This is a genomic window from Paracholeplasma morum (assembly GCF_016907055.1).
In the GTDB taxonomy this organism is placed as follows: Bacteria; Bacillota_I; Bacilli_A; order Acholeplasmatales; family UBA5453; genus Paracholeplasma; species Paracholeplasma morum.
In genome coordinates this window covers 13,109-33,960 of the sequence record NZ_JAFBBG010000010.1, presented here as the reverse complement: position 1 = coordinate 33,960, position 20,852 = coordinate 13,109, and the positions used below count along the sequence as shown (strand labels likewise).

Sequence of the window (20,852 nt, the reverse complement as noted above, 5' to 3'; positions counted from 1 at the left end):
ATGAACATTAAAGCCCTATTGAAACTACCGAAAACTGAAGAGAGTTTTAAAGAAATAGAGGCTTTTCTAGCCGAAACACACGACTTAAATGAGATTCTCTTAGTAGAATCTTTTTATGCTGATATATTGATTGAATATGGCAACTCAGATACTGCTATACAACTATTGACGCATATTATGACATCTTTAAAAAACCGACAAGACGATCCTCTTTATGAAAAAGCACTAAGACAAACCGTCGATGCATATATTGAAAAGAAAGACTATGATAATGCGATTGAAGCCATTAATCAACGCAGAAAGACGTTGCCTATTCTTAAGCACTATTTGTATTATTTAGACTTAATCAAGCTCCATAAAGCACTTAATATGCCTTATTTTGAGTTAATTGATCAAGCACTAGAAGAAGTGTTGCCTGATGAAATTAAATCGAATTTCTTAATTGAAAAAGTCGATAAGTACATAGGCAATCATGAATTTGATTTAGCACTTTTAAGCATTAACTCACTTAAAAATACTAAACTTGACCCACAAACCAGATTTAGACTAGAAAAAATAGAGTTAGACATCTATGTTGAAAAAGCTGATGTCGTAATGCTTGAAAAACTTCTTGAAGGTAAAACGGATGCTAGCTTTGACTACTATTATTTAAAACTCTATGTTCTTTCTGATAAGTATCGTCAGGCTTCTTTGTACGAAGTTGAACATGAGCATCGTTTTGAACAATTAGACTATGAAACACAAAAAAAGATTTATGAATTATTAATCGATGTTTATAAGAGGCAAAATGATAAATTATCCTTAGAAAACTATTCAAAAAAACTGAAGTCTCTTAAAAAACAAGAACCTAAAATCGACACCCCTGTTAAACCTAAACAGATTAAAAAAGAAGAATTAGAATCAGAACCATTTAAAATAGAAATCAAAGAAAAAATCATTGAAGTCAATAAAGTTAAACAGTCTGAAGCATTTGATTACATCCGTTCACTATTAAATAAGGATATCGAAATCTATCAAATAAAAGGGTTAAGAGAGAAAATACGTCAATTATTGATGATTGCTGAAAAGAAATACCCATTTAAAGAAGCTGTAATATACGTTGATCCTAACAAACTATACCATTATAAAATGGGAAGACTATATGAAAAACCCCTGTTAAAAGAACATTTTTTTAAGAGTGTTTTGCATGTAGCCTTTGATAGACAGGAAGACATCATTGAATCACGTACCCTCGTAAGATGGCCAATTGATGTCCTCACTGGAAAACCTTATGAAGATCATATCAATCAACTTTATACTTATCATGATTCAACAGGGTCAATCGTATTTTATCAAACTGAAACAAAGAATGTATTTATTGAAGATGATTTCTTCAACATGCTATCTGTATTGGTATTTAACGTAATCAAAAAAGATATTGTTCTTCATTCTTTAGAACTTGAAAAAGACCTATTTAAAGCCATATATCAAAGTGATTTGACAGCCTATCGCGTAGTCGAAGACGACTTAATGCGATTTAATAAACAAGCACTTATACTATTTGATTTTCCAAAGTATGCGCCAATATCAGCATTTAATCAGCAACTACGAGGCGAAGATCAAATTCGATATAAAAACTTCTTATCCACCCTTACGGGGAAATCGACGATTAACTATCAGTATCAAGATAAGGATATTGAAGAAACATCCACGCTTATCATCGTCGATAATAAACGCATCATCCTAAGCAAGTTTAAAGATATTACCTCACAAAAGAACTACGAAGATAACTTACTAAAAACAGCTTTAATTGACCAAAAGAACAACGTGGCCAATCGATTTGCATTTGAGGAGAAATTGTCTTTTTTTACCAATCAAAAAACAACTTTCATATTAACAGAGTTAAATGGCCTTGAAAACATTCAAGCCCTATATGGATTATCCAAAGTCGATAGTTTCTTTAAACACTTTATTGAAGCACATCTTAACCACTTTAAACAAGATGTTTACCTGATTGATAACAACAAGTTACTAATCGTATTGCCGATTAATGATGTTAGAGCAGTTGAAAAAGCGATGAGGGACTACGGCGAAGCACTTATCGCCCATTCTGATGGCATTAATGAACACTTCAGTTTCAATTCAGGGGTCATTAGGTATCCGATTAATACAACAGAAACCAAATCTGAGAAACTATATAGCTTCTTGGGTCTAGCCCTGGAAAGAGCTAAAAGACGTGGCCAAAAATCGTTCTATCATTATTTTGATTTTGAAGATTACAAAGAAGAACATTTTGAACTCTCGATTATTGAACAAATGAACATGGGCATTATGAATGAGTCCTTAGAAATTCAATTCTCGCCAATTATTCATCTTAAATCCAATAAAGTGTTTGGATACTCAGTTTATCCCTGCGTTCCTAATTTAATGGTGGATTCTAACTATTACAGTCTAATTGCTAAAAAACGCTCAATCATCGAAAGATTTGACCGATATATTTTGAAAACCAGTGCTAAGTTTCTTCAAAAACTCGAAAAAGAAACCGGTAAGTACATTAGGCTCTCAATTGATATTGATGAAGAAACGGTTAGATCCAAAGAGTTTAATCCTTTTTTCATCGGATTGTTGAAACAGCATGATTTGCCTTATACATTATATGAGCTTAGAATTAAATCTGACCGTCTATCTGACCTAGATTTTCTAAGGTTGAAAGAACTGTCTGATTTAGGTATTCATATTGGTGTTGAGTCATTTAATTATATGATTAAAGACATTCACTTTGTGCATTTGACAGACCGTTTTAAACTCGATGACAGCAAAGTCTTTGATTATCTATTTGCTCAAAAAGAATATGCTGAGCATCATGGCATAGGACTGGTTTTCGACAGATTAGAAGATAAGGATTTACATAAGTTGAAGCAGTACTCACCAATCTATCAATTGGATTCAAGAAAGAAGATGAATGAGTTATCTATGATTAATAAAATCAAAGGAGTGGTAGTGTGAGCATTGAACTACTCGATAAAATCAAATCGATGAATGGGTTTGAGAAAGACACTCAAAATTACTACAAACTGATCGCTTGTATACAGGCACTGAAGCAATCCGAACACATCAATAATGCTTTTTTAGACCAGTTAACCGAAAAAAATACGCCCAAATTATTAATAAATATCTTTGGATTACTTCAAAACTTGTTTGTCTCAATTGACGCGTTATACGATATGACTCGAATTACGATGAGCCATAAATACTCAATTAACATCAACATGAACAAAAACCTGCATGAACTTAAGTATATTAGAAATGATATTGTCGGTCATCCAACCCACCGAACCTATCAAACTGGTGGAGTCGGGTTTTCAACCATGTCTTTAGATCAGACAAGTATGAAAATGATTGTCTACGAAACACACTTTTTCAACAAGAAAATGCATGAAGTTAGATACCGCAAAATAGATACATTGGATTTAATTGATGACTATCGTAGTGAAGCTAGTGTCATCATTAATGAAGTTTATTCGCATCTATCGAAAGATATCATCTTTAGTGAATTATCGAATATGTCATTACAATTTTATGAAACCCTACTATTAGACACCTTTGATTATGGATTACTACAAAAGATAAAGGATAACTATTCTAAGGACTTAAACATAAAAAAAGAGAGTCACAACAGAGTATTATGGCGTATATCCTTACTTGAAATGCTTGATAATTGGAAAGAAGTCGATCCAGAAAAAAAAGAGTTCGTTCGCTATATGAAACTCCAACAAGCAAATAAACTCTATGAAATGACTTCTATTATTGAGAATAAAGCGCCAATGTTATTAACTCAACCAACGCCTGAACTTCTAAAAGCATTTTTTAGATTCATCAAAGAAGATGAAAATAGGGCGACACACATTAAGACTTTAAAAGACTATGATCATCCTTATTATGAGTCAAATTTACTACATATGATTAGCTTAACTAAAAGTAATTCAAAAGCAAGAAAACTTCTAAACTGGCTTAAGAGTCAAACAAGCGAATATAAGGTATACACCATTGGTAATGCCCTTGAAAAATATAAAAACGTTCAGGCATGAACGTTTTTTTCTTTGTCTTTAGGTTCTTTTTTCTTCTTTTCTTTCACAGGTTCTGGATTTGTCCCGCTAATAATCACATGAGCGATGTACGACTTGATAGAAGCATCCACAGCAAGTGATAATGCAATCTCTGTTAAATCGAGCTCAGAGCTATGGTTTACCCATGGTCCAGCAGACTCAATGTCTTTGATGACAGTTTCAAGTTGTTTTTGGTATATTGCATATAGATTTTCTGTAAACCCATCTTTTTGTTGGAAGATTTGTTTGATATCAGAAATCGGTAAAACCCTCTTTAGGTTCGCTACCATGATTAGAAGAGCTATTGCATCTTTGTCATACTTTTTATCCTTAGGATTTTTAATGACGTTGTCTTTAACATAGTTGTTAATCATAGAACCAGTCAAAATCTCTTTATCTTGAGGTTTAACTGGTGGAAGTTGTTTTTTGATATAGGTCAACACTTGATCCATATACAACTCAATATCAGGTATCTTATCGTAGCTAGGTGTCTTAAACATTTCGAGTAATTCGAATAATGACTTTATTTCATTCATAGTATCACCAAAAATATTATAACATGATTACTAAAAAAACAATAAAAAAGTATCATTCTCTTGAAATAGTCTTTGTTATGTTGTATACTAGTATTGAAAACTAGATGATATAAATATAAAGGAGATGAGCTTGTGAGTAAAATTATAGTTATTGGTGATTCATTGTTAAAAGGTGTTATCTATGATGAAAAAGAAAAGAAACACATGTTATTAAAGAACTCTGGAATCAATCAATTGATTGAACATGGATATACACTAGAAAATTATGCCAAGTTTGGATTAACCATTGAAAAAGCAAAACGAATCATTGAACAAGACACGCTTGAAACCAACAGTAAAATCATTCTAGAAATTGGTGGAAATGACTGTGATTACAATTGGGATGAAGTTAGTCGAAATCCATATGGGATTCATCAAACCAAAACACCTCTAGATATCTTTGAAGTAGAACTAAGTGGCCTAATCGAGCGTTTGATAACTCAAGGTATTACGCCTGTATTGGTTAGCATCCCACCATTAGATCATAATTTATTTTATAACTTTATCTCTGAAAATCGTGACAAAGATAGCATTTTGAGTTTTCTCGGGACAAAGAGAAAAATCTATGAACATCAAAAAGCTTATAATGAAGTGATACTTAAACTCGCAAATGCCTATCAGGTTGAGGTTATTCCTCTAAGAGAAGCCGTCGAACAACAAGGCGATGTCGAAAGTTTATATTGCTTAGATGGTATGCATCTAAACGAAAAGGGTCAAGGTTTGATTTATGAAACATTCAAGTCTCATTTAGATAAAACAACCAATCGCAATTTCTAATAAAAAACCTCCTGTAATGAGCCATTACAGGAGGCTTTTGTTATAGTAAGTGAGAGAAGGCAACTAAAACCATTTGGTATAGTCTGTAGATTACGCCTCGTTTGTTTAAATCACTTTGGGTTAAGAGTACAGAGGCTTTCATGGACTCAACAAGGTACTGTTTCATATCGATGAGTGCATCTGATTTGTATAGCCACACAGAGTTTTCAAAGTGTAAGTATAAGCTTCTAAAGTCAAAGTTGGTCGTTCCGATAACTGCGACCTCATCATCAACATACAAGATTTTGGAATGGATGAATCCTTTTTTATATTTATGGATATACACATTTGGTAATCCGATTAACAGTTGATAATAGTGTTCGGAAACAACAGCAACATACTTTTTATCAGGAATGCCTGGAACAATTATATCGACTCTAACACCAGATAATGCAGCCAGTTTCAGCGCTGTCTGTAGTTCTTGGTCAATAATGAAATAGGGTGTTGTGATGATGATTTGCTTTTTGGCAAACTGAATCATTTGCATGTATGTATGTTTTGTAATAGGGTTTTTATCTAAAGGAGAATCAGCAAATGCGATTACATAGCCATTATCAAGAACAGAATGTTTGGTTTGATATAGACTAAAATCCACATTTTTTTGGTATATTCGATAAGTTTGTAAGAATATTTGAGTTAGAGTGTGAACTGCTTCACCTTCGAGCAATATTGCTGCATCTTGCCAATGACCGAATCGTTCTTTTAGATTCATATATTCATCCGCAATGTTCATGCCACCAGTAAGCCCATATTTGCCATCAACCACGACTATTTTTCTGTGGTCACGGTAATTCATCATCAGGTTAAGTCTAGGTTTCATCGGATTGAATTTAATGACATCTATATTATGCTTTCTCAAGTCTCTATCAAAACGATTGGGAAGATTAAGGGAACTACCAAAATCATCATAGATTAAGACAACCTTCACACCTAGTTTCGTCTTTTCTTTAAGCACTTCATAGATGTCATTCCATACTTGTCCAGTATTGACAATGAAATACTCCATAAAAATATAGTGTTCAGCTTTTCTTAGTATGTCTAATAAATGAATAAGCTTTTGATCTCCAGAAGCGATAAATGTTGCTTTCGTATTTTGATATAAAGGCCAGTGATCATTTAGAAGATGAACAACTTGTTTATTGATGAGTGGATCTGACATTGATAACAGTTCAGATTGATTAGGGAGTATTTCTTTTCTTACAGAGTCAATCTTAATGAATAGACTTCGAACTTTTCTTGAGAGTTTATGCTGTTTAAAGAGAATGTAGAAGAACCCACCAAATATTGGCGCAACCAATATTGGGATGATCCAACCTATTTTATAATTTGGAGATTCATCTGAGATTATGACAAAAAAAACAACCACGTAACTTAGAACTTCTAACGTGTAAAGCACAGGTTTTGCATATCTAGATGCGGATAATACTAAATATCCAAACACAAATAGTTGTATAAGGATTAAAATACCAACAATGGTTATTCTATGTGTTAAGAAGCGTATTAATTTTTCCACTATAATCACCTAGTCTAATTATAACCTAAATGGCGCTTGTAGGGTAAATCTTTTGTCTTTTATGTTTGGATTCACTATAATTAATATAGGAGGTAATTATGCATATCGATATTTGGCTAGACTTCAGCTGTCCTTTTTGTTACATCGGAAAGAAACGCTTTGAAGATGCCCTTAAAAAACTAAAAAAAGATTCTCATGTTACCATTTCTTATAAAAGCTATCTATTACAACCTTATATCACGGCAGAAGAAACTCAATCAAGCGCAGAGGTATTAGCAAGGCACAAAGACATTAGTGTAGAAGAAGCAACTAGTATTCAAAACAGACTGGCACAAATGGCCTTTGAAGATGGGATTAAAATGAATTTTGAAGATTTGATTCCAACAACTACCCTTTTTGCACATAAGATACTAAAAGAAATTCACGGTCAAGATCAACAAACTCTGTTCATTAATGCAATCTATCAATCCCATTTTGAACTTGGTGAGAACATTGGATCCTTAGAAGTATTAATTAAGTACGGTTTATTAGCTGGACTCACTAAGGAAAGAATTATTGAATGCTATCATTCTGTAGCACACAATGATGCAATCCAAGAAGACATCATCGAAGCAGAAAAAATCGGTGTTAATGGCGTTCCTTTCTTTGTAGCAAATCACAAATACGGACTACCTGGAGCGCAACCTACTTATGTATTTTTAGAGATGCTTGAAGACCTATATTATGAGGAAAGACCAAAGAATCACTCCAAGACAGAATATTGTGTTGGTGACAACTGTAATCGCAAATAATGAAAACACTTTTTTCGTACGAAAGAAGTGTTTTTTGATATAATAGACCTAAAGCGGAGGGATACAGTGAGAAATTTATCCATGTTAATTGATTTCTATGAGATAACAATGGCAAATAGCTATTTTGCTCATAATAAAAACGAAGAAGCAGTATTTGATTTATTCTTTAGATCGGTTCCAGATGAAGGTGGTTATGCCATTATGGCAGGTCTTGAACAAGCAATCCAGTATATTCAAGAATTGTCATTTACCGAGAAAGACATTACTTATTTAAGATCAAGAAATTTATTTGATGAAGGCTTTTTAGACTACTTGAGACACTTTAAATTTACTTGTGACGTGTATGCAGTTAAAGAAGGGACACCAATTTTTCCTAATGAACCAGTCTTAACTGTAAGAGGGCCAATCATTGAATGCCAATTGATTGAAACCATGTTATTACTAACGATTAACCATCAAAGCTTAATCGCAACCAAAACATCTAGAATTGTATCGGCAGCCAAAGGCAGAGCTGTATTAGAGTTTGGTTCTAGAAGAGCACAGGGCTATGATGCGGCAACCTTTGGTGCCCGTGCCGCTTACATTGCAGGTGCAGCCGGAAGTTCAAATACGATTACGGACAGAGACTTCTCCATCCCTGCATTAGGGACAATGGCGCATTCTTATGTTCAAAGCTTTGATTCTGAATATGAAGCATTCTTAGCCTATGCACATACTTATCCAAATGATACAGTGTTATTAGTGGATACTTACTCGACCCTTAATTCAGGGGTTCCAAATGCCATCAAAGTATATCAAGACTATTTAAAACCAAATGGGTATCCATTAAAAGGCATTCGTATCGACAGTGGAGACCTTGCCTATTTGTCAATTAAAGCTAGAGAAATGCTTGATCAAGCAGGTTTGACAGATACAAAAATCACGGTATCTAACTCACTAGATGAATACTCAATTAGTAATTTAGTTGAACAAGGTGCAGCGATTGATGCTTTTGGTGTAGGTGAACGTTTAATTACTTCTAAAAGTGATTCTGTATTTGGTGGTGTATATAAGCTTGCAGCACTAAACCATAATGGCAAACTCATTCCAAAGATGAAACTTTCAGACAACGTTGTCAAAACGACGAATCCAGGTTCTAAGAAACTATACCGTTTATTTGATAATGAATCGAAAATGGCTATCGCAGACGTGGTTACCTTAGAAGATGAAATCATCGATAATAAGAAACCATACTTACTATTTGATCCAAACTTCCCATGGAAGAAGAAAATGGTCTCAAACTTTACAGCGGTTTCATTACTAGAACCAATCTTTATTAAAGGTAAACTTGTCTATGATAAGCCAACACTAAAAGAGATTAAAGCCCACTATGAAGTCCAAATCAACACATTATGGGCAGAAGTTAAACGTTTTGAAAAACCACATCCATATTATGTGGACCTTTCAAGAAAGCTTTGGGATTTAAAACAAGACTTAATTGAACAGTATTCTAAAAAACAATAGAGAAAAAACATCATTTGGAGGGATAATCCCCAGATGATGTTTTTTTAATTATTCTCTAATTTTTTTGACTTCGGTATATGCCATGATGTAAGGGCCAACGCCTTTTGCATCATTCTCTACAATAGGTTCTGATAAATAATAAGGGATGCTGCCATCTCTTCTTAAATTATTGTCTGGTCCTAAACCAGCTACTAGGCAAATGCCACCCATGTTTAGATCACCATTTTTATTGGTGATATAGGTTTTTGTAATTCCGTCAAATATTTCCAGGCCCTTTTCGATATATGATTTAGGTAATGCCCCTAATCTCACGCCTTTTAAAATGGCATAAGCAATTAAGGAAGACCCAGAGGATTCTAAATAGTTTTGAGGTTCATTCGGATGGTTAATGACTTGATAGAAGAGCTTAGATTTTTGGTCTTGATAAGACAAAAGCCCATCAATCGCTTCTTTTAAGAGTGGAAAGAAGTAGGATTGTCTAGGTTCATATGACGGATCCAAATAGCCGATAACATCGGTGATAGCTACTACATACCAACCAGTAGCACGTAACCAAAAGTTTTGTGACAATCCAGTAGTTTTGTCTGCCCAAAATGCAGTTCTTGACGCATCATAACCATGATAGTATAACTGATGGTTTTCATCAAACAAATTGTTTCTTGCGACCTTAAATTGGTTTAAAATATCTTCGTAGTTTCTTTGATTGTTACGTAAAGATTCATAGCGCGTATAAAAAGGTTGAGCCATAAATAGTCCATCTAGCCATACTTGATGTGGGTAGATTAATTTATGCCAAAAACTGCCTTCTTTTGTTCTTGGTTGTCTTAAGACATGTCTATAGGTAAGTTCAATTGCTTTTGAGTATTTTTCTTTTTTGGTTCTTTCGAACAAATCAAATAAAACTCTAGATTCACAAATATCGTCTAGGTTATAGGTATGTTGTTCATAGCCTCTTAATGAGCCATCTTCAAATACATAGTAATCGACAAAATTCTCGACAAACTCATAATATTTTTCATCTTTTGTTTGGTCATATAAGGACAGAAGTGATGTCATCATACACCCATCCACATAGTTCCAAGCTGGTGTTTTACCATGCCTAATGGCTTCAATGTTCCAAAGCGGTTTATCTGGGGTGGAACCGGCCATTAATTTATCAATATAATCATCAATTAGTTTCATAATAAAGCCTCACTTTCATACCTATTATAGCCTAAAAAAACTAATTAAGAAAGGCTTAATGACGATATTTATCTTAATTAGAGAATCGTTTGTAGTAATAGACGATTTAGTTAGAATATTAATATAAATTAAACAATTTGATAATCGAAAAAGAATATTTCCCATATATAAATATATATGATTGAATCGACGTCACTAATTATGTATAATGAATATGTTATTTAAAGAGGGTATGGAAATGCAAAACGAAAAACAAGACCGAAAACATTTGATATTACATGATTCTAAGATCCTAAAAGGTCTAATAATACTGGCATTGCCACTTTTTTTCAGCAACATGCTCAAGTCACTTCATGATATTGTAGACTCCTATTTCCTTGCGAGAATGGATACCTCAGAAGAAGTGATTGCATCTACTTTAGCAGCGATTAACATTCACTGGCCAATTTATAACATATTTAACGCACTAGGGGTTGGATTAGGAATTGCTGGTATTGGAATCATAAGTCAATACATCGGTTCAGGTAAAGACAACCTAGCTAGGACTTATGGTGGTAAGTTGATTAGTTATAGTGTGGTTCTTGGATTAGTAGTTAACGCTTTATTATTCTTTGGCGCCCCTTTGATTGCAAGCTGGATGGGTGCGAAAGGCGATACACTTGAGTTTGCGATTGTTTATTTTAGATACCGATCTATCGAGTTTGTTTTCGTTTATGTGTTTTTAGCTTATCAAGCCATTAGACAAGCAAGTGGGGACACATTATCTCCAGTGATATTATCTGTGGTTGCTATCTTACTAAATATTGTATTAACCTGGTTTTTCATTGGTGTGTTAAATATGGGCATACATGGTGCAGGTTTATCTACTTTAATTAGCCAGATTGTGATTGTACCCTTTGCGATATATGACTTATTCTTTAGTAAAAAACATTCAAGACTTACGATTAAAGATCTTGGATTTGATTTACCTATCATTAAAGAAATTTCAAAATATGCAATGCCATCGGCTGCTGCACAAGCCTTCAGTTCATTAGGGTTTGCGGTGATTCAGTCGATGATTCTAAGTTATGGTGATGTGGTTTCATCAGGTTTTTCAACCGGGAATAGAATCTCGTCTTTACTACTAAACCCAGTTATGGCAATTGGCTCTGTAGCTACCGCATATATCGGCCAAAATATCGGAAATAATAACCCTACTAGGGCTAGAGAATCTTATAAACTGGCAAGAAACTTATCCGTAATCTTAATGCTTATTGGTGTCTTACTGATCATTCCGGTTTCAAAACCAATTGCTGAGTTCATCGTAGGTTCAAAAAACAAAGCGATTGTGGATGTAACCGTTGAATACTCTATTTGGATTTTGGGGACTCAGCCATTAATGTCTTTATTCCAAACCTACTTATCTGTCTTCAATGGTTCAGGCAATAATAAATATGCTTTTGCGATGACATTCACTCGATTATGGATCCTTAGGGTGCCACTAGTCTTATTCTTTATGTATGCTACCGAAGTTGGTTATGCGGGTATTTGGTATGCGATGGTTTTATCTAATATAATCATTTTATTTGTCGGTCACTATTTCTATACTAAGATTGATTTTGAGAGAAAGGTGCATTTAGATGACATTAGAAGCACTTAAACAAAGATTAAGTGAATCCTTTGATCTATTTGGTTTGATTGATAAGGAAACCTATCAGTCTGCACTTAAAAAGAAAGGAAAAGACTCTTTGGATATTCCTTATGACACGATTGCTGTTGTTGGGTTGTCCTATCCAAGAAGGACCATTAAACATTCCTTATCCCATTTAGTTCCTTCTTTTTATACATTTGGACAAGACTACCACGAGGTTTTGTCAAAACGTGTTAAACAAGTATTTAAAGACTCTCCTATCAACTATAGTTATGGAATAGATAATCACCCACATGATGAAAGACTAGCTGCAGTCTTAGCGGGGTTAGGGTTCTTTGGAAAGAATCAATTAATTATTAATGATACGTATGGCTCTTACATCTTCTTAGGGATGATCTTCATTGATATGAAGTTAAGTAATCCTTTTGTGTTAGAGGTTTTGGATGATTGTGGGGACTGTCATATCTGCATCGATGCATGTCCTACTGGCGCAATCAAGGAGTCTGGGTATGAGATGTCTAAATGTATTAGTCATTTTAACCAAACCAAACGTCCACTGACCGAGTTTGAAATGTCTAAAAACTATGCACTATTTGGCTGTGATATTTGCCAAATGGTTTGTCCGAAAAACATTAATAAAGGAAAAAAAATCCATCCAGAGTTTGAGTTGTCAGGGAAAGAAGCAGTATCGGTTATTGACCTATTCACACTTTCAGACAAAGCATTCAAGCTAAAGTATCGAAATATGGCATACCTTTGGAAGGGTAAAACACTTTTAATGAGAAATGCCCTATTAGTCTTAAACAAAACAAAAAATACATTATACAATGAACTGATTGAAGCTTCATTGATGAAATACGATATGCCGTGGTATCAAGACACGGCACAAAAGGTTTTAAAAAACCTAAAAGGAGTATAATATGGATTTAAACATCGTCTTATTTGAACCGGAAATCCCACAAAATACTGGCAATATCATGCGTACTTGTGTTGGTATCAATGCCAAACTGCACTTAATCAAACCACTTGGGTTTTCTCTTGATGAAAAGTATCTAAAAAGAAGTGCACTAGACTATATTGTTCATCTTGACTATACACTCTATGAGAACTATCACGACTTTCAATCCAAAAATCCAGGCAATTATTTTTTCTTAACCAGATATGGGCATAAAACCTATAGTGACTTCGATTTCACAAAACTTGAAGGTCCGGTTTATCTCATTTTTGGCAAGGAATCCACTGGTGTTGATAGAACCATACTAGCTGAGCATATTGATACGTGTTTTAGAATTCCAACCACTGACAAGATTAGAAGTCTTAATTTATCAAACTGTGTTGCATTGGTATCATTTGAAGTCTTAAGACAAACTGGGTTTGAAGGATTATTTAAAGAAGAACCAGCGACTTTAAAAGGAAAGGACTTCTTGGATCAGTTTAAATGACATTGATTACTGCATTTGAACCGTTTGATAATAGACCTACAAATCAGTCAGAAGAGATTTTGGAAAAGTTAAATCAACATTATTCTAAGATAGTTTTACCAGTATCTGTACGTGAGGCCACTAAAGCACTTGACGAAATTAACTTAGAGTCATATGACTGGATAATTATGTTGGGTGAGGCCAATAGAGAGTTTGTAACAGCGGAGAAATATGCCTATAACGAACTCAATATGCGCATTCCGGATAATAGAAATATCCAAATTAAGAATACGGTCATTATTGAAGATGGAATTATACTGAAAACCTCTTTGGCTTTAGAATCTATTCTAAAACCGGAAGAGATCTCTGTTGATCCAGGTAGGTATTTATGTAATTACGTTTATTACAAGGTTTTACTTAAAAACCCCAATACACTTTTCATTCACGTTCCGATTATGGAATCTGAACATACGCTAACGAAAGTAGAGGAGATCATTTATGCAATTGAAAAAGACTCAAACATTAGGTGAGGAAATCGCCAATGCGATTAGCCATGGAATTGGCGCGATACTAGGAATTATTGCCTTAGTATTGATGTTATTAAAATCAACAAATGGCTATGAGGTATTTGGTAGTCTAGTATTTGGATTATCGATTATTACGCTTTATTCCATGAGTACCCTTTATCACGCATTTAGAAACGATTCAAAAGTTAAACGCGTATTCAAACGTTTTGACCATATATCCATTTATGTGTTAATCGGTGGAACATTCGCGCCGATATTCATTATGGTTGTCGATAAACCGCTTGGTTGGTATTATTTAGTTGGTCAATGGGTTTTAATCCTTTTAGGGATCATCTTTAAAGCGATAAAAATTAATAAATTTAAAGTGCCACATTTAATGCTTTACTTGTTATTAGGATGGAGTGGTTTATCACTATTTGGACCATTATACACCTTTTCATCTAGCGCATTTTATTACATTTTAGCTGGTGGCATTGCCTATACGATTGGCGTAATATTCTATGCACTCTCTAGGGTATTTAAGTATAGTCACTTTGTATGGCATATATTCGTTTTTTTAGGAACTTTATTACATTTTATTGCAATTTATGGGTATTTGATGTAAAAAGTTAGATTCGTTAACTAGGTGAATAAATATTCATAATTTATGTTTATTCACTTGCAATAAAGTTAAATTTATATTAAGATTAATGTGAGAATAGAAGGAGAATGACTAATATGAAAGTAATGGCAGTCAATGCGGGCAGTTCATCCATTAAATTTCAATTACTCGATATGCCAAGTGAAACACAAATCACTTCGGGTATCGTGGAAAGAATTGGATCAGAAAATGCATTATTCACCATCAAATACAACGGTGAAAAACATGTAGTTGAAACAAGTATTTTGGATCATGGTGTTGGGGTAAACTTAATACTAGAAGGTCTAATCAAACATCACGTAATTAAAGACATCAACGAAATCGAAGGCGTTGGACATAGAGTTGTTCAAGGCGGAGAAGTGTTTAAAGATTCCGTACTAATCGATGAAAAAGTATTACAACAAATCGTTGATTTAGGCGAAATGGCACCTCTTCATAACCCAGCAAACGCAACAGGCATTAAAGCTTTTAAAGCGGTATTACCAAATGTACCTCAAGTAGCAGTATTTGACACAACATTCCATCAAACTATGGACAAAGACGCTTATTTATATGGAACACCTTATGAATGGTATACAAAATATGGCATTCGTAAATATGGTTTCCATGGAACAAGCCATCAATATGTATCTGAAAAAGCAAACCAACTAATGGGAACCACAGATACTAAAGTTGTCGTTTGTCACATTGGTAACGGTGCTTCATTATCAGCAGTTAAGGATGGTCATTGCGTCGATACATCAATGGGATTCACACCACTTGAAGGCTTCCCAATGGGGACAAGATCTGGTTCAATCGATCCAGCTATCACATCTTATATGGCTAATAAGTTAAATGCATCTGCTCAAGAAATCACAGACATCCTAAACAAGAAGTCTGGGTACCTTGGTATCTCAGGTATTTCTAATGATGCCAGAGACATCGAACAAGCCATCGTAGAAGGCAATGAACGTGCTAGACTTGCATTCGATGTTCAAGCTAAACAAATCGCTGATTACATCGGTTCTTACCACATCTACATGGGTGGATTAGACGCTATTTGCTTCACAGCAGGTATCGGTGAAAACTCCTCTGTATTAAGACAAATGATTATTGATCGCTTAGCAGTATTAGGGGTAAAACTAGACGCTGAACTCAATAAACTCAGAGGCGAAAGACTAATCTCAACAGCTGACTCTAAAGTCAAGGTTTTCATCATTCCAACCGATGAAGAAGTCATGATTGCAAGAGACACTATCAGAATTTCACACAAATAACCCATATAAACGGATGATGACTTCATCCGTTTTTTTCTAGTTTGTGGGTTAGATATTCTATTCGCGTGGTATAATTGAATCGGTGATATAAAATGGAAAATAGACTTAGACCAGGAACAATAATAGATTTAGAAATTAAAAGACTAGGGATCAATGGAGAAGGTATTGGATATCACGAGAAAAAGGCAGTATTTGTAGACTTTGCCTTACCATTAGAAACCATAACTGCGGAAATATTAGAAGATAATAACACTTACTATAAAGCTAAACTTGTCGATATTAAAACAAGAAATCCAAAACGTGTTGATCCGTTTTGCCCAGTTTACCATGAATGTGGTGGATGCCAACTTCAACACTTAGATTATAAAGAAACACTCGTATTGAAGAGGGATTTAATCATTCAGGCTTTAAAACGTTACTACAAAAACCCGTTTGACTTAAGATCGATTAAACAAGCGGTAGCATCTCCAGACAAGACTCATTATCGTAACAAAGCTTCTTTACCTTTACAATACAAACAAGGTAAAAACATCATTGGTATGTATAAACCAAACTCAAATCATTTAGTAGAAATCAATGATTGTCCAGTTCAAGAAGAAGACATCAATAAGTTTTACACATTAATCCTAAATCAAATGGATAAGCGTAAAATGCTTGCCTATAACAACACTTCAAAAACAGGAACTGTTCGCTTTATTATCATCAGAAAAGCACTTGCTACGGGTGAAGTACAAGTAACGTTTATCTTAAAAGAAAAAGACGAAGAAGTCACTAAGTTAGGGGCATATTTAGTAGAAAAAATTAAAGAAATCGTATCTGTATATGCAGTCATTAATGATGACTTGAAATCAAGAGAATTCTTCACCAAAGATACACACCTTATTGCAGGTAAAGAAACAATTAATGAAGTCTTAAATGATGTTGTATTCTCACTTAAACCAGATGCTTTCTTCCAATTAAACCCTAGACAAGCCAATCAACTCTACAATAAGATTACTGAGTTAGGAAACTTCAAGAAAACTGATGTGGTTGTTGATGCCTATAGCGGTATCGCTCCAATTGCACAGTATATCGCACCACATGTGAAACGCGTATACGCTATTGAATCTGTTGATGCATCCTACCAAAGTGCAAAAGAAACCATCATTCAAAACGTCAATAAGAACATCGACTTACTTAAAGGAGATGTAGCAGTTTTACTCAAGCAAAAGAAGGTTTCTCCAGATATCATTGTCTTTGACCCACCTAGAACAGGTTTAGGAGAAAGTCTATGTGAGTTCTTAATCAAACAAAAGACGAAAAAGATTATCTATGTATCTTGTAACCCATCTACACTCGCTAAGGATTTAAACATGTTATCAAAAGTGTACAACATCGAATCAATCACACCATTTGACATGTTCCCTTTCACTGCACAAGTTGAGAGCGTAACATTGCTTTCATTGAAATAAACTAGATAAAACCACAAATTTATTTAAAAATCAAAGTTGTGGTTTTTTTTATCTCGAAAAAAATGTAAAGTGTGCTTGACATTACAAAAAGTTAGATTTATAATGAGAATGTAAAGTTCGTTTTACATTGGAGTGATAACTTGAAGAACATATTAGAAGAACTTCGCAAAGATAAGATGATTAGCCAAGAAGATTTAGCGAATGCGTTAAGTGTGTCTAGACAAACCATCATATCACTGGAGAAGGGTAAGTATAACCCTTCAATATTATTGGCATTTAAGATTGCTAGATATTTTGATAAAGCAATCGAAGAAATTTTCATGGTTGAAGAAGGAGAGATTTAAATGAGATCATTTAGTGTAAAGAAGTATTTAAATTTAATGTTGATTATTGGTATAATATCATTACTGCTTTTTAGCATCGATTTTATCAGACCGTTTCTAACAGATTATCTGAAAGGATTCTTTATGTCTTTTGGGTTATCGTTAATACTTGTTTCTTTAGTAATGGGTAAGAATAAAAAGTATTTAGCGAAAAGTGAGTTAGAAGCTAAAGATGAACGTATGGTTATGATTAGAGAAAAAACATATACCGCTGGGTATTATTTCCACATGATTCTAACTGTTTTTGGAATCATTGGTTTTGGGTTCTTTGAAGAAACGATGGTCGTTTCTACAATTCTTGCAGGCTTATTTTTGATAGAAACCATTTTCAATTCGATCATTGGTTCCGTATACATGAAAAAATATTAAAAGGAGATACTTATGAGTGCATTGTTAGAAGTAAAAGATTTGGTGAAGACATTTAGTCTATCCAAGAAACAACAACGTCTTCAAAAGACGAAAGATAAACGTAAAACAGCTGTTGATCATTTATCATTTAGAGCTTATAAAGGCGAGATTTATGGGCTATTAGGGCCAAATGGTGCTGGTAAGACAACAACACTAAGAATCATTTCTGCTTTAATTAAACCGGATGAAGGGGAAGCGATTGTGGATGGTGTATCTGTATCAAAAGATCCAGATATGGTACACAGTAAAATAGGCTTCTTAACCAGTGAATTGAAACTAGAGGACTTTTTCACCCCGAATTATCTATATGATTACTTCAGTGAACTTCACCATGTGGATAAAGAAGTTGCGAAAGTGAGAAAAGAAGCACTATTCAAAAAGTTTGGGATTGACGAATTTAGAGAAGTTAAGGTTTCAGAATTATCGACTGGTATGAAGCAAAAGGTTTCTTTAGTCATCTCAATTGTTCATAACCCTAACATCATCATCTTTGATGAACCTACCAACGGGTTAGATATTATCACTGCGAAGATTGTTACAGATTTTTTATTGGATTTAAAGAAAGAAGGCAAAACCTTGATTCTTTCAACACATATTTTCTCACTTGTTGAAAAACTATGTGATAGAGTTGGTATCATCATTGACGGAAAAATGGCTTATGAAGGCTATGTCAATGATATTATGAAAAATAGCTCATTAGAAGATTTATTCTTCAATTTATATGAGGCATCTAGAGGTGATTTAAATGAGTAAGAATGTTTTTACCATGATTAAAAAAGAACTGACAAGGTTCTTTACAGATAAACGTATGTTGGTTTCATTAATCCTTCCTGGGTTATTGATCTATGTACTATATTCCTTTATGGGGAATATGACTTCACAAATGTTTGAAGTGGATGAAAATCATGTTTACAGTGTTTATGTTACCAATGAGCCGACGGAACTAGAATCCATTCGAAATAATCCACTGTTCAATGTTAGTTTGATTACAGAAACCTATTCAAAAGATGAATTGATGGAGAAACTTGAACAAAAAGAAATTGATTTAGTCATTTTCTACGAAGAAGACTTTTACACGAAGATGGTAAATTATACCGTTGGCAATGGATTAGCACCAGAAGTAGAAATCTACTATAACTCGACTAAATCTGAATCCGGATTGTTATTCGACCACTATGTGAGAGAATTATCCATCCTAGAGTCAACGTTATCTAATAAATTCGATATTAATCGTTCAAGTGAGAAATACGATATGGCCTCAGAAGATGATGTGTCCATTCAAATCATTACCTCGTTACTCCCTTTCCTACTATTAACGTTCTTATTCTCAGGCGCTATGAGCGTAGCGAGTGAGTCCATCGCTGGTGAAAAAGAAAGAGGCACTTTCGCCACACTTCTAATTACCCCAACTAAAAAAAGCGAAATCGCTATTGGTAAGATTGTCTCTCTAAGTATCATTACACTTGTGAGTGCAGCGTCAAGTTTTACAGGATTAATGCTTTCCTTACCTAAATTGATGGAAGGCGCTGATTTCTCAATCAATATGTATGGCGCTGGTACATATATCCTACTATTCGCAGTCATTATCTCAACTGTCTTGATATATGTTGTGTTACTTGCACTCGTATCTGCCTATGCGAAATCCATCAAAGAAGCAGGAACCTATGCAGTACCATTAATGATTCTAAACATGTTAGTCGGGATTTCATCCATGATTGGAGCAAGCACTTCTAAACCAGTCTTATATGCAATTCCAGTATATAACTCTGTTCAAAGCATTATTAGCATACTCAGCTTAGAAGTAGATATGCTTAATCTCGCGATAACGATTGTGGTTAATCTACTCGTAGTCCTATTAGGGGTTATTGGATTAACAAGAATGTTTAATTCAGAGAAAATCATGTTTAACAAATAAAGAAATCAACCATCCTCATTAATCGAGTGATGGTTCCTCTTAAGACTATACAAAAAAAACTGCAAATTTTGCAGTTTTTATTTTGAGTACTTGTGAGCAATTGAGCTTGCAGCAGCAGAAGCAATCGCGCCAACAATATCATCTAAGAATGTATTGCAGCGACCTTCTTCTTTACCAGCATTGTCAATTTCGCCAATGATACCAGGTTTTAATTTATCAACATAACCGAAGTTAGTTAATCCAATAGAACCATAAACGTTAACAATAGATAAAGCTAAGATTTCATCAATTCCAAATAGGCCATAATCGCCTAGTAACATACTTAATAGTGGTTCAGATAATTTCTTTTCTTCAGCTAATACGTCAAGTTCAATCCCAACTAGAACGGCGTGTTGAACTTCTCTTTTTAATACAACACGATCAATGTGTTCTAAGCATATCTCTAAAGTGAGTTCTGGGACATAAGGTTTTTGTAAATCGTAAGTTAATCTTGCCATATCAATTAACTCGATACCTCTTTGACTTAAGCGTTCTTTAATGATGTCGTATTTTTTTGTATCATTTAAACGATTGTATTCTTTTTTACTTAATAAATGATCAGACATATATGTTTCATCTCCTTTTCTTGTAGTGTGTGATGGAAATTAATTATAACACTTTAAATTAAAAAGTCAACAATTTAATCTATCAAAAACAAGGATATTTTTTTTGGCTGTTTCGTTTGGCTTTTGGTATAATGTAGGTAAGTAAGAAAAG

General features: G+C 34.1%; 20 protein-coding genes. 16 read left to right on the top strand and 4 right to left on the bottom strand.

Annotated features, from left to right (window positions below; genetic code table 11):
• Together JN09_RS05470 and JN09_RS05465 are read left to right on the top strand one after the other, a co-directional pair.
• The gene (locus JN09_RS05470) at positions 1-2,985 is read left to right on the top strand and encodes an EAL domain-containing protein (RefSeq protein ID WP_204433556.1); all 2,985 of its coding nucleotides are present in this window, start codon (positions 1-3) and stop codon (positions 2,983-2,985) included.
• Positions 2,982-4,067: a hypothetical protein gene (locus JN09_RS05465; protein ID WP_204433554.1), complete on the top strand. Its 1,086-nt coding sequence runs from the start codon at positions 2,982-2,984 to the stop codon at positions 4,065-4,067. Before JN09_RS05470 ends, JN09_RS05465 begins: the two co-directional genes overlap by 4 nt.
• Here the strand turns inward: JN09_RS05465 and JN09_RS05460 are convergent.
• Complete coding sequence (locus JN09_RS05460) at positions 4,058-4,621, bottom strand: DUF1836 domain-containing protein (RefSeq protein WP_204433552.1); 564 nt, start codon at positions 4,619-4,621, stop codon at positions 4,058-4,060. The two genes, JN09_RS05465 and JN09_RS05460, sit on opposite strands and share 10 nt — an antisense overlap.
• Before the next feature lie 132 nt (positions 4,622-4,753).
• Between JN09_RS05460 and JN09_RS05455 the strand changes: the two genes are divergently transcribed.
• A complete protein-coding gene (locus JN09_RS05455; protein ID WP_204433551.1) occupies positions 4,754-5,437 on the top strand; it encodes an SGNH/GDSL hydrolase family protein in 684 nt (227 codons plus the stop codon).
• Between the two features lie 40 nt (positions 5,438-5,477).
• Here the strand turns inward: JN09_RS05455 and cls are convergent, their stop codons facing one another.
• Complete coding sequence (gene cls, locus JN09_RS05450; RefSeq protein ID WP_204433550.1) at positions 5,478-6,989, bottom strand: cardiolipin synthase; 1,512 nt, start codon at positions 6,987-6,989, stop codon at positions 5,478-5,480.
• A gap of 98 nt (positions 6,990-7,087) precedes the next feature.
• On the opposite strand from cls, the gene JN09_RS05445 reads away from it, so the two are divergent.
• Positions 7,088-7,780, top strand: coding sequence for a DsbA family oxidoreductase (locus JN09_RS05445; RefSeq protein ID WP_204433549.1), 693 nt, complete (start codon positions 7,088-7,090; stop codon positions 7,778-7,780).
• 81 nt (positions 7,781-7,861) lie between these two features.
• Positions 7,862-9,283: a nicotinate phosphoribosyltransferase gene (locus JN09_RS05440; protein WP_204433610.1), complete on the top strand. Its 1,422-nt coding sequence runs from the start codon at positions 7,862-7,864 to the stop codon at positions 9,281-9,283.
• 48 nt (positions 9,284-9,331) lie between these two features.
• Here the strand turns inward: JN09_RS05440 and JN09_RS05435 are convergent, their stop codons facing one another.
• A complete protein-coding gene (locus tag JN09_RS05435) occupies positions 9,332-10,465 on the bottom strand; it encodes a glycoside hydrolase family 88/105 protein (RefSeq protein WP_204433548.1) in 1,134 nt (377 codons plus the stop codon).
• Positions 10,466-10,703: 238 nt separating this feature from the next.
• On the opposite strand from JN09_RS05435, the gene JN09_RS05430 reads away from it, so the two are divergent.
• From JN09_RS05430 to JN09_RS05380, 11 genes are all read left to right on the top strand, one after another.
• The gene (locus JN09_RS05430) at positions 10,704-12,104 is read left to right on the top strand and encodes an MATE family efflux transporter (RefSeq protein ID WP_204433547.1); all 1,401 of its coding nucleotides are present in this window, start codon (positions 10,704-10,706) and stop codon (positions 12,102-12,104) included.
• Positions 12,085-13,014: an epoxyqueuosine reductase gene (locus JN09_RS05425; RefSeq protein ID WP_204433545.1), complete on the top strand. Its 930-nt coding sequence runs from the start codon at positions 12,085-12,087 to the stop codon at positions 13,012-13,014. Before JN09_RS05430 ends, JN09_RS05425 begins: the two co-directional genes overlap by 20 nt.
• Before the next feature lies 1 nt (position 13,015).
• Positions 13,016-13,537, top strand: coding sequence for a tRNA (cytidine(34)-2'-O)-methyltransferase (locus tag JN09_RS05420; protein WP_204433544.1), 522 nt, complete (start codon positions 13,016-13,018; stop codon positions 13,535-13,537).
• A complete protein-coding gene (locus tag JN09_RS05415) occupies positions 13,534-14,046 on the top strand; it encodes a pyroglutamyl-peptidase I family protein (protein WP_204433543.1) in 513 nt (170 codons plus the stop codon). Before JN09_RS05420 ends, JN09_RS05415 begins: the two co-directional genes overlap by 4 nt.
• Positions 14,015-14,647, top strand: a complete 633-nt coding sequence (gene trhA, locus JN09_RS05410) for a PAQR family membrane homeostasis protein TrhA (protein WP_204433542.1) — start codon at positions 14,015-14,017, stop codon at positions 14,645-14,647. Before JN09_RS05415 ends, trhA begins: the two co-directional genes overlap by 32 nt.
• 113 nt (positions 14,648-14,760) lie before the next feature.
• Positions 14,761-15,939, top strand: coding sequence for an acetate kinase (locus JN09_RS05405; protein WP_204433540.1), 1,179 nt, complete (start codon positions 14,761-14,763; stop codon positions 15,937-15,939).
• 92 nt (positions 15,940-16,031) lie between these two features.
• Positions 16,032-17,390 (top strand): 23S rRNA (uracil(1939)-C(5))-methyltransferase RlmD, encoded by a 1,359-nt coding sequence (gene rlmD / locus JN09_RS05400; RefSeq protein ID WP_204433539.1) that lies wholly within the window; start codon positions 16,032-16,034, stop codon positions 17,388-17,390.
• 140 nt (positions 17,391-17,530) lie between these two features.
• Positions 17,531-17,734, top strand: coding sequence for a helix-turn-helix transcriptional regulator (locus JN09_RS05395; RefSeq protein ID WP_204433538.1), 204 nt, complete (start codon positions 17,531-17,533; stop codon positions 17,732-17,734).
• Positions 17,735-18,142, top strand: coding sequence for a hypothetical protein (locus JN09_RS05390; protein WP_204433537.1), 408 nt, complete (start codon positions 17,735-17,737; stop codon positions 18,140-18,142).
• 12 nt (positions 18,143-18,154) lie between these two features.
• Positions 18,155-18,934, top strand: coding sequence for an ABC transporter ATP-binding protein (locus JN09_RS05385; protein ID WP_204433535.1), 780 nt, complete (start codon positions 18,155-18,157; stop codon positions 18,932-18,934).
• Complete coding sequence (locus JN09_RS05380) at positions 18,927-20,096, top strand: ABC transporter permease (RefSeq protein WP_204433531.1); 1,170 nt, start codon at positions 18,927-18,929, stop codon at positions 20,094-20,096. The genes JN09_RS05385 and JN09_RS05380 overlap by 8 nt, the downstream gene beginning before the upstream one ends.
• A 77-nt stretch (positions 20,097-20,173) precedes the next feature.
• Here the strand turns inward: JN09_RS05380 and JN09_RS05375 are convergent, their stop codons facing one another.
• Complete coding sequence (locus JN09_RS05375) at positions 20,174-20,701, bottom strand: phosphatidylglycerophosphatase A family protein (protein ID WP_204433530.1); 528 nt, start codon at positions 20,699-20,701, stop codon at positions 20,174-20,176.
• Positions 20,702-20,852 lie beyond the last annotated feature (151 nt).

What these genes read in the sequence shown, in the direction of transcription:
- JN09_RS05470 (WP_204433556.1), top strand. Translation starts at nt 1, where the DNA reads ATGAACATTAAAGCCCTATTGAAACTACCGAAAACTGAAGAGAGTTTT.
- JN09_RS05460 (WP_204433552.1), bottom strand. Translation starts at nt 4,621, where the DNA reads ATGAATGAAATAAAGTCATTATTCGAATTACTCGAAATGTTTAAGACA.
- JN09_RS05445 (WP_204433549.1), top strand. Translation starts at nt 7,088, where the DNA reads ATGCATATCGATATTTGGCTAGACTTCAGCTGTCCTTTTTGTTACATC.
- JN09_RS05440 (WP_204433610.1), top strand. Translation starts at nt 7,862, where the DNA reads ATGTTAATTGATTTCTATGAGATAACAATGGCAAATAGCTATTTTGCT.
- JN09_RS05435 (WP_204433548.1), bottom strand. Translation starts at nt 10,465, where the DNA reads ATGAAACTAATTGATGATTATATTGATAAATTAATGGCCGGTTCCACC.
- JN09_RS05430 (WP_204433547.1), top strand. Translation starts at nt 10,704, where the DNA reads ATGCAAAACGAAAAACAAGACCGAAAACATTTGATATTACATGATTCT.
- JN09_RS05425 (WP_204433545.1), top strand. Translation starts at nt 12,085, where the DNA reads ATGACATTAGAAGCACTTAAACAAAGATTAAGTGAATCCTTTGATCTA.
- JN09_RS05420 (WP_204433544.1), top strand. Translation starts at nt 13,016, where the DNA reads ATGGATTTAAACATCGTCTTATTTGAACCGGAAATCCCACAAAATACT.
- JN09_RS05415 (WP_204433543.1), top strand. Translation starts at nt 13,534, where the DNA reads ATGACATTGATTACTGCATTTGAACCGTTTGATAATAGACCTACAAAT.
- trhA (WP_204433542.1), top strand. Translation starts at nt 14,015, where the DNA reads ATGCAATTGAAAAAGACTCAAACATTAGGTGAGGAAATCGCCAATGCG.
- JN09_RS05405 (WP_204433540.1), top strand. Translation starts at nt 14,761, where the DNA reads ATGAAAGTAATGGCAGTCAATGCGGGCAGTTCATCCATTAAATTTCAA.
- rlmD (WP_204433539.1), top strand. Translation starts at nt 16,032, where the DNA reads ATGGAAAATAGACTTAGACCAGGAACAATAATAGATTTAGAAATTAAA.
- JN09_RS05390 (WP_204433537.1), top strand. Translation starts at nt 17,735, where the DNA reads ATGAGATCATTTAGTGTAAAGAAGTATTTAAATTTAATGTTGATTATT.
- JN09_RS05385 (WP_204433535.1), top strand. Translation starts at nt 18,155, where the DNA reads ATGAGTGCATTGTTAGAAGTAAAAGATTTGGTGAAGACATTTAGTCTA.
- JN09_RS05380 (WP_204433531.1), top strand. Translation starts at nt 18,927, where the DNA reads ATGAGTAAGAATGTTTTTACCATGATTAAAAAAGAACTGACAAGGTTC.
- JN09_RS05375 (WP_204433530.1), bottom strand. Translation starts at nt 20,701, where the DNA reads ATGTCTGATCATTTATTAAGTAAAAAAGAATACAATCGTTTAAATGAT.